Origin of the sequence: Paraburkholderia fungorum, from assembly GCF_046026025.1 — a bacterium.
Taxonomy (GTDB): domain Bacteria; phylum Pseudomonadota; class Gammaproteobacteria; order Burkholderiales; family Burkholderiaceae; genus Paraburkholderia; species Paraburkholderia fungorum_E.
The window spans coordinates 25,483-37,576 of the sequence record NZ_JAQQFL010000032.1 but is presented as its reverse complement, the minus strand read 5'-3'; the positions used below and the strand labels follow the sequence as shown (position 1 = coordinate 37,576).

Below are 12,094 nucleotides of genomic sequence, written 5' to 3'. Positions count from 1 at the left end.
TACATGGCGCGATCAAGACGGACAGGTCCCGCCAGTCAACCATCCTTCACCTCAATGAACTGTCGTTCCCAAACTGGCCGGCTCATTTCAGGAACGCTGTCTACCAGTTCTATTGCGCCAACAATTACCGCCGATTGCCAATCGCGATATAAACCGTTGACTCATGTCTCGCAGAAGAGAACTTAGGAGAGTCTCTACGGCGCGGAACCTTCGACGTACAGTTCATCACGCACATGCGTCGAGGCATATTTCGCTGCCCCTACGACACTTCGTGGATGACCAACCTTATTGAGCATTAACCGTGCCAAACAATTCACCCGCTTTCCGGGTCGCTTCCGAGAACGTTTTCACAGATAAGTGCCGATCCAAGCGAGTCCTCTTCCTATACCGTGTTCAATTTGAGTCGATAGGAAGAGGGACCCGGACCGGCGTTACGTAACGTCCTACCGTAACGCTTAAAGACAATCGAGTATGTCTACGATACGAGACTGTCTCTTCGAACTGCTACAACACACCGGCGCTAAAGGCGTAACCCTTGCGTCTCAACCACCGATGCGCCGCACTCATTTGGTCGTAGTTCCGCTGCCGCCCGTACCGCCCGTTCCGCCAGTTGATCCATTGCTACCGCTGCCACCAGAAATCGGCGCAGCTGCACCCGCCGCTGTCGCGGCGCTCGAGAGCGACGCAGCCGGTTGACCATTGCTCGTAATCGCCCCAGCCGTCATCAGCGTATCGAGGTCCGCATCCGCGCCTGGAGCGCCAGGCGTGAACGAAACCGTCAAGAATGAGGAGGAAGAAAGCGTGATCCCATACGTGTTCTTGATCAGTGTCGCAACCGCCGCTTGAGCATTCGCTATCACCGTGCTGTTCGATAGCGCACTCTGATACGACGAGTTAGAAGAAATGCCCGATAGCAAGCCGCTAACGGTCGTGCCCAATTGCCCTGCCAGGTAGTCCAACAACAGCTCCGTCAGCGGCGTCACGTTGTAAGTACCCGCGCCGGCGGCAAACGAGTGAATCGTGATCGCACCGCCGGTTGCCGTAATTGCGCAAGGACCATCAAACGCGAACGTCGCCGTGTAAGCGCCGTTCGAATTTGCCGTCGCACTGCCTGAACCGTTCTTGCAGGCCAGCGTGATACTTGCGTTAGCCAGTGCCGCGCCGACAGCGGCTGTCCCGCCTATCGTTCCGGCCGGCGAACCGCCGGCGCTGGTTCCGCCACCGCATGCGACCAGCGCACTGGTGGCAAGCACGATCGATCCGAACTGCAGCGTGCGCAGCGTGGCGCCGTTTAGAAGCTTCATCGCCTATCTCCAAAGAAAGTCATTCACAATTGACTGGCGCCAACGCCCGTCCGTCGCTTACACCATGCAAACCGTTTTCGCAGATACCGGATGAAAGCGAGGCGCCCGTCGACACAGCGGGCACACTCACTTGCGGTTTCTGCTTCGTTGCGTCACTACCTGGCCGCCCGTAACGCAGATACGCATCACGCATCCGGTAAAGCTGCGTCGAGAAGTACTCACCACTAAAGCGCCCCTGATTCAACAGGTATTGCTGGGTGCTATACGGGAAACTCATGTTCTCGGCCGCATTGGCCGACAGGTAATTCGTCGAACCCACCCGCGTGCGGAAATCGAGCCCGAACTGCTCCGAGCCATACACCTGGCCGATCCCCGGCTTCATGCCCTGGCGCAACGTCAGTGGGAAGCTGACCGCAGCACCGACAAACGTGCCTTGTCCGCTATGCTCGCCATGCACGCTCACCGATACGTCGTCGAACCAGCGTGTCAGCGTCGCAACCGGCCCTTTGTCTCCACCAACAAAACGCGCGACACCGGCCTCGATCCACAGCTTCCAGGACGGCTGCACCCAGCGGTAAGTCAGCTCCGCATTCTTCTCACTCGGTAATTCGTCATGACCTGGCTCATGGTGTAAATAGGCGAGCCGCAATCGAATCAGATCGGGGCGTCCCGGCACGAATACCGTGGTTTCGTTTTGCACGCCGACATACGAGTAATCGAACTTCCCAATCGATGCCACGTTGAACACCTGCGGCGCGATCCAGAAGCTTTGCGCCAGTGCGACCGCATTCAGACCACCGCGCAAGCGGTAATCGCTAAACACGCGGCCTTCATCCATATTCTTCGTGTTGTAGAGCGGTGCGATATAGCTCGCGTACAACTCCGCACCCCGCCAAAGCGGAACGAAACCTTCAATGTTCGCGCCCAGCGAAACGTCGAACACACCGTACTCGGTGCCGTACAGATAGCTAACAACAGGCTCGATCTGAATCCGCGTCAACCCATGCGTGTGTTCGTTGCCATGCCACGCGATCGAATCCGCGTCGTAGGTCGGACGAGTGCGCATCGTCAATGAAGCGCTTGCCGCCGTCGGTGCACCGCCAGCAATGAACTGCGCGAATGCATCACGATCTACCATGACTTCGCCTAATGGCTCATTGGCCTTCTTGATGACCACATGAATCCTGGCGGTGCCTTGGGGTGCATTCACACTCGCCACACCAAGCACAATGCCGAGCGCGTCAGCTTCATTCTGGTTGTATCGGTGGTTCTCGTACTCGACCACCAGATCGCGGCCGCTCATCCCGACACGCACGCGCTCGAGGCCGGCAGCAAACAGTTGTGCGGCGATCTCATCGAGCGCGGAGGTATCCAGCGCTTCCGGAATGGTGGGAGACTGCGCATCCGGCGATTTACCTGCTATCACGTCACTCAGCATCACCGACGCGTACGACTGGAGCGGCGGCACGTACGTGATCGGCGCGGCTGCCAGTGCATTGTTGTTGGCGTTGGCCGGACGCGTGTCCACCGGTTGCAGGCTGGCGAGTCGAATCGAACCGTCGTCGTCAGCACCTGCGGTTTGGGTGTCCGGCACCTGCGGGCCTTCGCACAAACCGTCTGCACAACGCACGCTGCTAAAGCGTTTGCCCAGAGGAATCTGAATGCCCACCGAAAACGACGTGCGCGGCGCCACGCCGTCGGTCGAGCGGATCGAACGCATGAACGTGCCAATCACGTTCGCATCGGCAAGCCAGCTAATTCTCGGAGACTGATAGCGCACACCGGCATAAGGCGTCTTCGAATCGTCTTCAGCGAGCAGCGATAAGCCCGTGTTCCAAAGTGAGACTTGCGCGCCACCGAACAAACCGTCAAGCCGATCGCCCCGGCCGTAGCCTGCAGTCAACGTCACCGGGCCAAACCCTTGCGACACCACACCGTACTTCGAACGGAAGAAATGCGTCTGGCCGCCAATATCGGTCACACCGAACGCGATGCTCGGCTGATACTTAAAGAACTTCGGTACTTCGACCTTGACATTGGCCATCAGATGGCGGAATACGAAATGCTCCTCGCCCGTGAACTGGACCGATTTGATCGCCGGGTAGTTGGCTAGCCCGCCTGAAACCTCCAGGTAAGGCAACAACCCGACAGCGCCCCAGTAAACTTCAGAACCGGTCGCCTGCTTTCCGTATCGTGGGTCGATGTAGTTGTTGTATTGAGCCTCTCCGGTACCTTCCGGCAAAGCAAATGCATACGGAATGACAAGGCCACCGGCTTGGCCCAACGCATTCAACGCCGGCTCAGCCGCTTGTACAGGCGCTGAAAATGCCAGAGCAGAAGCAACTGCGGCGGTCGTCGGCGCCAGTACGAAAAGTTGTCCGCGTAATTTCATGGCCATGTGTTTTTTTATTGTGTTCAGGTGTCAGTACGCGTTGCTATCGACTAGCCCTTTCGCTATCGTCGCCGCGACAATCCGCATGTCGAGTCCAAACGACCAATTGCGCAGGTAATACAGATCGTGTTCGACGCGTCCTTGCATCTTCTCGATCTGGTCCGTCTCTCCTCTGAATCCGTTGATCTGCGCCCACCCTGTTATCCCCGGTTTGATCCGGTACCGATGGATATAGCCATTCACCACTTTCTGATAGAGCTCGTCGTGTTCAATCGCATGAGGGCGCGGCCCTACTACCGACATATCGCCCCGCAGTACATTGAAGAACTGCGGTAACTCATCCAGGCTGGTACGTCTGAGAAACGCACCTACTCGGGTAATACGCGGATCCCCTCGCGTCGCCTGTTTCAGCACGCCTGTTTCCACGGCATGAGGACGCATTGAGCGGAACTTATAGATCTTGAAGATGCGCCCATCCGCACCCTTGCGCTTCTGCGTAAAAAACACCGGCCCGCGCGAGGACAGCTTGATTGCGATCGCAATCGCCACCAGTGCCGGCGCCAGCGCAATCAACGCGCAAGCCGCAAACGCGCGATCAAAAATTTCTTTCTTCACCAACGCACGAGCCGGTACCGGCGACGCGACCAGGTTAATGGCAGGCATCCCGATCAGATCGATCATGCCGCTATCGAACAGCGCGACGCTGCGCATATCCGGCACAAAACGCACGTTCACGAGATCGTCGCGAAACTCAGCCACAAAGCGCGAGATCGTGCGCTCCTCGGAGAGCGGCAACGCAAGCCACAGCTCCTGTACATCGTGAGACCTTACGTAGGCAGCGAACTTGGCGATGTCGTCGTACACCGGCACACCCGAGCCTATCGTCCCCATCACCGGCCGCACATCGAAAGCCGCTACCGCGCGAAAGCCGCTCGCGGCCGAACCCTCGATATTTCGCACGACCTGGTGGCAATGCGACCCGCATCCCACCACCGCAACCCGGCGGAGGTTCATCCCCGCATGCCGGACGCGTGCGAGTACAGCGTGCACCACCAGGCGCGACACAATCAGCGCGCCGCCTGTCATCGCCATCCAATAGGCGAACCAGAGACGCGAGATGAAATCCGTGCGATGCAGCGAGAACATCAGTACGAGACCAAAGCCTTGAACCACGAACCACGCCAGCGATACCTGACCGGCCATGCGCAGCATCGCCCGCCCACGCCACGAACCGTAGACGCCGAAGGTGGGGAATAGAACCAGCGTAAAAGCCGCGGCAAACGCAACGAACGCCGTATCGATACGACTCTGGGTGATATCCTCGAATCGCACTTGCGATGCAGCCAGCGCCCCCAGAACGACGAGCATCACATCGAACAAGCGCGCGATCAGGCCTTGCAACCCCGGTATCGTTCTTCTTTGCTGTGCAAAATTCGCCGTATCCATTCTTATCCCCGCGCTGGTCTCTCGCGCCAAACGTTCTTGTGGAGCTGCTCGACTTGTCTTCGCTTCAGCAGCCCATGTCTCTCGCACATCAACCACCACGCTCTTCGCGACAACAAAACCGCCCCGGCACGCGAAGAAGCGCGCAATGCAAACCAATCTGGATTTCATCCTTCCAGTGCGAAACGACACGACTGGACGTTCCTGAACAGCAACCATGGGGATGTAACTGCAAGCCGCTCGCACCCGTCTAACCTGGGTACTCAGGCAAAACGCCGCCACGATGAGATCCGAACCTGAGATCAGATCGCTTGTGCGTTGAGGAGACTGACCTGATAACCCCCGACCAGGTCAGTCGTTGACTCGAACTTCGCCACTACTGCCACTACTTACTCTGCTTGTCTTGTCTGTGTTATGCACCGCGCCACCTTTAAAGCAGCAACCATGCCAATCGTTATATTTTTTTTACAATCGGCTTGGATATATGGGGCAAACCCTTGTCACACATACGTTTTTTCTCTGACACGGTCTCCGGGAAAGCCCGCGAATAAAACGCAAAACCGTGTTCGGTAACGCGTCCGTTACGTAACGTCGCCCGTAACGGCCCTCATCGAAGAAGGACGGAAGTGGAGGGTGCCCGACGCGATGAAAGTTCGAGAAAATCAGTGTGTGGATATGCCTTCTAGCGGCAGAAGCAGGCGGAGTGACAGAGGCCGAAGCGTCTCGCATTCGAAGAAATCGAACAGCGCACCTACTAAAACAAGCGATCATTTCAAACAGACTCGCCCCGGAACTGTCCGCTCCTGGGCACATGCCTTGCTGAACCCACCGCATCGATACTGCCTTTCGCGAGCTCGCTCAACCGCGAGTTGCATGGCTGTCGTGACAGGCAGGTTCTGTCAATCCAAGCGGAGGTGATGACTATGTTGGGAACTATTCTTCTGGTTGTGCTGATCCTTCTCCTCATCGGTGCGCTTCCGACGTGGCCACATAGCCGCGCATGGGGTTATGGGCCAACTGGCGGTCTCGGGCTCGTGGTAATTGTTGTGATTGTGCTAGTCCTCACCGGCGTGATCTAGCTGAGTCGACGTACTCGGGTCAGCCATTCAAACTGGGCCGGCCGCCGGATATCCAGGCAGTTCGCCACCGGGATATCCGGCGGCCTCCTTTTATTTCTACAGTCGATATGAGCTCGCACTGTCAGCCGATAACGGCTAACGGCTAACGGCTAACTCGCAGGGTTTGAAACGAGAGTTTGAACCTTGCCCGCAGGTCCGCGGCGACGGCCTGAATCGCGTCAGGCACACCGGATGCTCAGTCTCCATCGTATTCAAACTTCGATACGAAAGGAGATCACATCATGCCTTACCTTCTCGGCTGGCTTCTTGGCGTCCCGCTGATCGTACTGGTTATCCTATACCTCATTTTCCACTAATCCTTTTCAACATAAGCAGTTCAACTGAAGATATTCCGCGCGCACGCCACGCTTCCCGGCGAGCGCGTCTCACGCGGAATACCCGCACTCTGGTTGCCGTCCTCCCCGCCCGCACAACTGACGCGTAGGCAACCATGCCTTTTCACTTGCACTGGACAAAACGGTGCGTAAAACTAGGTCCCCTAGCCCGCAAAAAATGTCATATCTGCACGCGTATGCACACACACAAGCACAGGCTGCGTACGAGCAAGGAGGGACCGATGGCAAGCAACGAATACACGCTCTCACATCAGGATGTGGTGAAGGCAGTGATCATTCATCAGAACATTCATGAGGGCTTCTGGACGCTGAACATCAATTTCAACGTCGCGGCCACCCATGGTCCGCAAGTGCCGGACCCCTGCCTCGCCGTGACAATCAAGGGCATTGGCATCATGCGGGCTTCGTCTACCGATCCGCTCGCCATCAACGCGGCGCTCGTCAATCCGGCAGTGCCTGAACGTGTCGAAAGCCCGGAGCGTGCCGTGCATATCGCGGCAGCCGTCAACGGCACACATGAAGGCGGCATGCAATTCTGCCGCGACGTCTATCGCAGTGTCGCGGTGCAAAGCGCGGTCAGAGCGCCGGGCAAACCCGGCTGAACGTGATCAGCGAACCGCCGCCATCACCGCGCCCATGCCGACCAGCAAACTGCCCATCAGACGATTGACCGCGCGTAGCCGTTTCGGCCGTTGCAACACTGTGCGCAATCGGTGCGAAAACACCGCGGTGGATGCCACGCCGAGCGCGAACACCAGTGCAAATGTCGCGGCCAGCAAGAGATATTGCTGATTCGCGGACCAGTGCACCTCATCCGCAGGCGTACTGATGAACTGCGGAAAAAACGACGGGAAGAACAACAGCGTCTTCGGGTTGAGCCCGGACGTAGCGAAGCCGCGCCAGAACAGACCGCGCTGCTGATCCGCGTCGGCGGACACCGCCAGGCTGCCACTGCGCCATTGCTTGCAGCCGAGATACACGAGATAGATCGCGCCGGCCCAGCGCAGTGCGATCAGCGCGCGTGCATCGATCAGCAGCAGCGAATTCAGACAGAGCGAAGTGAACGCCAGTTGCAATAACACGGCGCAGGTGCCGCCCCACACGCAGGGCAAAGCGGCGCGCCAGCCGGCGCTGAGCGCCTGACTCATCGTCAGTACGTTGACCGGACCTGGGGAATAAACGAGTACGAGGGAAGCGAGGAGAAATGAAACGTACAGCTGGATCGACATCGGTAGGCCAGGTTGCGGCTTTGCCGGTCGTGCGCGCCGCCGCCGCGCTCGAAGATCGTTCGAACACGGCGCACAGACGCTCGGTGCTGGCAAGCATTCGGTTTAGAAAATGCCCCATGCCCGGCGAGCGCGTCTTCCGGCGCGGGTGACGCCGGAATTCGCCCGCGTGCCGCCTTCCTGTGAAGGCGGCGAGACACCGGATGGCAGCTTGTGGCCGCGCAAGACCGCAGGCTTGAGGCCCGCGGCCCGGACGGTTGTCCCGGGCATGAATGCACCCTGAAAATATACCCGGACGCAGGCTGGATATGCTTCCTAAAGCAATGCAATCATCCACGGACTGCAGGACGATCTTCCTTTAGAATGGCATTCATCCGAATAACCTTCCGTCTATGCAATGACCACCCGAAATCGCCCACTGGACAACCAGGATCGGAAGATCATGCGCGAATTGCAGAAGAACGCGCGTCTGAGCAACGCCGAGCTCGCCGAACTGGTCGGCATGTCGACCACGGCGTGCTGGAATCGCACGCGTCAATTGGAAACGGAAGGGTATATCCGCGGCTACGTCGCGTTGCTCGATCAGCAGAAGCTCGGTTTCGCCGACGTGGTGCTGCTCGAAGTCACCCTCGACCGTCATGAAGACGACGCCCTCGCCCGCTTCGGCGCCGAACTGGCGATGCTGCCGGAAGTGCTGGAAGCGTATCTGGTATCGGGCGACTACGACTATCTGGTAAAGGTAGCGGTCGACGGTACGGCGGGCTACGAGCGCTTTCTGCGCGAGAAACTCTACAAAATCTCGGGCATCCGCCATAGCCGTTCGATGTTTGCCCTCCGCTGCATGAAGAGCATTCCGTCGATTGCGATCTGATCAGGCGATGCCGCCGAGCTTCAATGCATCGATGGTCATGTGCGCTCCGAGTGCAAGCAGAACAACGCCCATCGCCCAGCGCTGAGCCAGCAGGAATCCCGGACGACGGGAGAGGAACGTCGCCATGCTGCCGGAGCAGACCGCCACCAGGCCATTGACCGAGGCAAACGCGACAATCAGCAACGAGCCGAGCACAAGCGATTGCCTGAAAACGCTGCCGTCCTGGTAGTTGATGAATTGCGGCAGGAGTGACAGAAAGATCATCGCGAGTTTGGGATTCAACAGACTGGTCGTTGCGCCCATCGCCAGAAGCCGGCGAGGCCGTTCGCGAGGCAGAGCGCGAACCTCCAGCGGAGAACGGCCACCAGGCTTCACCGCCTGCCACGCCAGATAAAACAGATACGCAGCGCCCACCCCACCCAGAACGCTCGCTGCATAAGGCACGCTCAGGAACAGCGCCGTGATGCCGAACGCCGCGCCGAACATATAGAAGAGGTAGCCGAGCATGACGCCCGCAAGCGATATGAGCCCGGCCCTGCGCCCTTGCGCGATCGAGCGCGACATCACATAGACCATGTTCGGCCCTGGCGTCACAGCGAGCATGCCGCCGACCGCCAGAAATCCGTAAATCGATGCCGTACCGTGCATTTTCGTGGGCTCCCTTCGTCACATGCGCAGCGTTAGTGGCATCAGTATCGGTTCGATGCATACTCCAGTAAAACGAATTAAACTGAACTTATTGCTCAGATTTTCTGACGACCGTGAAAACCGATTAACGTGAAAAAACTCGATCTGGACGTGCTTGAAATGGTGGTGGCGGTCGCCGATACGGGATCGTTTGCTGGAGGTGCGCAGTCCGTGCACCGCTCGCCGTCGGCGGTGAGTATGCAGATCAAGGCGCTTGAAGATGCGCTAGGAAAGCCGCTCTTTGTGCGAAGCACCCGCAACGTCGCGATTACCGCGGAGGGCAGGACACTTCTGGACTATGGCCGTCGAATGCTTGCGATGCGGGAAGAAGCATGGGCCTCGGTGGTTCGTCCGGAGATAAAGGGCCGCGTCACCATTGGGGTGCCTGACGACTACGCCTCATCGTTGCTGCCCCCGGTTCTGGGGAAATTCGCGATTGCTCATCCACGTGTGGAGATTCGGGTAATCGGTCTGCCCAGCAATGCGCTCGTTCCATTGCTGAAAGACAACACGGTCGACCTGGCCTGTTTCACGAAAACAAGGGGCGTGGTGGGCGAATTCATCCGCTTCGAGCCGATGGTGTGGGCCGGGTCGCCCGCAAGAAAAGTGTGGAAGGAGCGTCCACTTCCCCTCGCCGTTTTCGAACACGGCAGTACGGCGCGCGCCTATGCCGTCAGCGCGCTACAGCGTGAAAACATCAAGTACCGGATGTCCTACGAAAGCCCGAGTTTGCTGGGCGTTATCAGTATGGTCGAAGCAGGGCTTGCGATAGCGCCCCTCGCACGATGCAGCGTACCGCCCCACCTCGTTCAGTTGTCGCAGAACGAAGGCTTGCCGCCACTGAACGAACTCGAAGTCATCCTTGCCCGCAGTGCGCGGTCCGCGCGACCACCCTGCGATTTTCTCGCGGAACAGATTCTGGCCGGGTTGAGGATCTGAGCCGGAATACGGCGCCTGCTCGAGCGCAGGACGTTGCCGCTGCGCCGGCTTAACCCATAGCGCAGCGGAATGGAACACCCACGTCTTCAGTGTTTATGGTGCAGCCAGTCCTTGATCGGATGCGCGTGCAGCCAGCGGGCCACCGGCTGATTATTCGGCTGGTCCTTGTGTTCACGCCTGTAGCGTGCCGTTGTAATTACCACGAGGCAGAGCACCACCACGATTCCTACTACAAAACTCATCATCGACTGGGTCATGGCAACCTCCTTTGAGGTCAGAACCATGCTTATATTTTAGGCGATCGGAGAAATAGCAACGCGCTCCAGCGCGGTTATCGGCCCGAGCCCCCTGATGACTTGCATCTGCGCTGCGTCTCGCACGAAGAGCGACCCCGCAAATCCCAGCGCATTCACCGAAATTCCCTCCACGCGCTCCGAGGAACGTGGCACGAGCAGCATCCATCGCGCGGTGATAAGCAGGTTGTATGACGCTGATTGGTGCAGTTCGCCATTCACCTCGATTGCGCGCAGGCCGACCGCTTCGAGCAACGCGTGGTAGCAATCGAGCGCCGCGTGTGCGGCTTGCGTCGAAGCGGCAAGTCCCCGTTCCAGATAGGCGAACGCATGCCGGAACGGCAGACCGGGCAATCTGCCAATCGAGCCTTCCATATCCGCGAACTCGAGAACAGACTCGATGGGAATCGGCGGACCTGATTCCGCGAGCGGCAGCGGCACGATCTGCAGATGTTTGTGATGTTGACTCGCGCCGGCTTGCGCACCGCCATTGTAGAAACCGAGGCCGTCGAATTCCGCCATACACGCGGCCCATGCAGCGAAATCAGCAAGATCGAGCAGTGCGTCCTGCGACTTGAAGCAACGGGTAACGATCAGCAGATGATGATCGATGACGTTGAATTTGTTCAGCAAAGCGAGGTGTGTGTCCGAGAGATCCGCCACAAAGAGGTCGGGATCATAAGGAAGGAACGGATTGAACGCATTGCGCGTTCCCCCCTTGCCGGTTTCGTTGTCTCCGGGCACCTGCCGCGCCTCTTCCTTGCGAGCGAGGCTTGAGACCTGGCGGATAAGAAAGCGTATGCCGCGATCTTCGATTAGCGTCTGGGTTGTCTCGATCGACCGCAGTGCGCCACAACGCAGCGCATGCTCAGTCTGGCGCAGGATGGCTGGCCATAGGGTGCCGGGTTGGAAATGCGGATGTTCCACGGTTCAGGCCAGAAAGATCACAAGACAGCGGCCCGCGGCGGAGGCCAGCGGGTTCCGGTTCGCCAGCTTTCGTCAGCCGGCGACCGCCTTCCACAATCAAGCCTAGTACGAACCCGCCATCAGTGAAAGCGCGGGTCGCGGGTGGCATCGTCATTGCCAGTGGGCACTGTGCAAGATGAGACGCATGACTGCGCATTGGCTGCACTAGAATGAATTTTCACGGTACTGGATCGTGCCGGCGAGTCCCGCCTCGCCAGTGCGAGTGAGATTCGTATTGGAGGAGAAAACAATGCCGACGTACCAATATCGTTGCGAGAAGTGCGGCGAGTTGTTCGAGCACGCTGAACATCTCGCTGAGCATGAGAGCGCTCATCCGCGCTGCCCGAAGTGCGGAAGCGAGACCTGTCAGCACGTACCGACGCCGTTTGTCGCCAAGACGTCCAGAAAGAGCTGAGTTCTCTTACCTCGCATCACTGGCGGCGTTCCATTTCCGCAAACGACGCGCGCGGCTGAAGTGCAAAGCCACGCGCAGGCGTAA

Annotated in this window: 12 protein-coding genes; 5 read left to right on the top strand and 7 right to left on the bottom strand. The window is 58.5% G+C overall.

Features of this window, described 5'->3' with window-relative positions; translation table 11 throughout:
• Window positions 1-563: 563 nt before the first annotated feature.
• The 3 genes from PQR67_RS28760 to PQR67_RS28750 are packed head-to-tail and all read right to left on the bottom strand — an operon-like array spanning window position 564 to window position 5,106.
• Window positions 564-1,304 carry a carboxypeptidase regulatory-like domain-containing protein gene (locus PQR67_RS28760; protein ID WP_408466232.1) on the bottom strand — a complete coding sequence of 247 codons (741 nt, stop codon included), beginning with the start codon at window positions 1,302-1,304 and terminating at the stop codon, window positions 564-566.
• 19 nt (window positions 1,305-1,323) lie between these two features.
• The gene (locus tag PQR67_RS28755; protein WP_408466231.1) at window positions 1,324-3,702 is read right to left on the bottom strand and encodes a YjbH domain-containing protein; all 2,379 of its coding nucleotides are present in this window, start codon (window positions 3,700-3,702) and stop codon (window positions 1,324-1,326) included.
• A 24-nt stretch (window positions 3,703-3,726) separates the two neighbouring features.
• Window positions 3,727-5,106: an undecaprenyl-phosphate glucose phosphotransferase gene (locus tag PQR67_RS28750; RefSeq protein WP_408466293.1), complete on the bottom strand. Its 1,380-nt coding sequence runs from the start codon at window positions 5,104-5,106 to the stop codon at window positions 3,727-3,729.
• A 956-nt stretch (window positions 5,107-6,062) separates the two neighbouring features.
• Between PQR67_RS28750 and PQR67_RS28745 the strand changes: the two genes are divergently transcribed.
• Together PQR67_RS28745 and PQR67_RS28740 are read left to right on the top strand one after the other, a co-directional pair.
• On the top strand, window positions 6,063-6,218 hold the full coding sequence (locus tag PQR67_RS28745; protein ID WP_035519431.1) for a DUF3309 family protein: 156 nt from the start codon (window positions 6,063-6,065) through the stop codon (window positions 6,216-6,218).
• 616 nt (window positions 6,219-6,834) lie between these two features.
• Window positions 6,835-7,215 carry a hypothetical protein gene (locus PQR67_RS28740; RefSeq protein WP_408466230.1) on the top strand — a complete coding sequence of 127 codons (381 nt, stop codon included), beginning with the start codon at window positions 6,835-6,837 and terminating at the stop codon, window positions 7,213-7,215.
• A 6-nt stretch (window positions 7,216-7,221) separates the two neighbouring features.
• Here PQR67_RS28740 and PQR67_RS28735 read toward each other — a convergent pair whose 3' ends face one another.
• Window positions 7,222-7,842, bottom strand: a complete 621-nt coding sequence (locus tag PQR67_RS28735; RefSeq protein ID WP_408466229.1) for a LysE family translocator — start codon at window positions 7,840-7,842, stop codon at window positions 7,222-7,224.
• A gap of 394 nt (window positions 7,843-8,236) precedes the next feature.
• Here PQR67_RS28735 and PQR67_RS28730 point away from each other — a divergent pair, with 394 nt between their 5' ends.
• On the top strand, window positions 8,237-8,710 hold the full coding sequence (locus PQR67_RS28730; protein WP_408466228.1) for an Lrp/AsnC family transcriptional regulator: 474 nt from the start codon (window positions 8,237-8,239) through the stop codon (window positions 8,708-8,710).
• On the opposite strand, the gene PQR67_RS28725 is transcribed toward PQR67_RS28730, so the two are convergent.
• On the bottom strand, window positions 8,711-9,358 hold the full coding sequence (locus tag PQR67_RS28725; RefSeq protein WP_408466227.1) for a LysE family translocator: 648 nt from the start codon (window positions 9,356-9,358) through the stop codon (window positions 8,711-8,713).
• Window positions 9,359-9,487: 129 nt separating this feature from the next.
• Between PQR67_RS28725 and PQR67_RS28720 the strand changes: the two genes are divergently transcribed.
• Complete coding sequence (locus PQR67_RS28720) at window positions 9,488-10,336, top strand: LysR substrate-binding domain-containing protein (RefSeq protein WP_408466226.1); 849 nt, start codon at window positions 9,488-9,490, stop codon at window positions 10,334-10,336.
• Between the two features lie 86 nt (window positions 10,337-10,422).
• Here the strand turns inward: PQR67_RS28720 and PQR67_RS28715 are convergent, their stop codons facing one another.
• Both PQR67_RS28715 and PQR67_RS28710 read right to left on the bottom strand, forming a co-directional pair.
• Window positions 10,423-10,593 carry a hypothetical protein gene (locus PQR67_RS28715; RefSeq protein WP_408466225.1) on the bottom strand — a complete coding sequence of 57 codons (171 nt, stop codon included), beginning with the start codon at window positions 10,591-10,593 and terminating at the stop codon, window positions 10,423-10,425.
• 36 nt (window positions 10,594-10,629) lie between these two features.
• Window positions 10,630-11,556, bottom strand: a complete 927-nt coding sequence (locus tag PQR67_RS28710) for an ATP adenylyltransferase family protein (RefSeq protein WP_408466224.1) — start codon at window positions 11,554-11,556, stop codon at window positions 10,630-10,632.
• A gap of 289 nt (window positions 11,557-11,845) precedes the next feature.
• Between PQR67_RS28710 and PQR67_RS28705 the strand changes: the two genes are divergently transcribed.
• Window positions 11,846-12,010: an FmdB family zinc ribbon protein gene (locus PQR67_RS28705; RefSeq protein ID WP_408466223.1), complete on the top strand. Its 165-nt coding sequence runs from the start codon at window positions 11,846-11,848 to the stop codon at window positions 12,008-12,010.
• Window positions 12,011-12,094 lie beyond the last annotated feature (84 nt).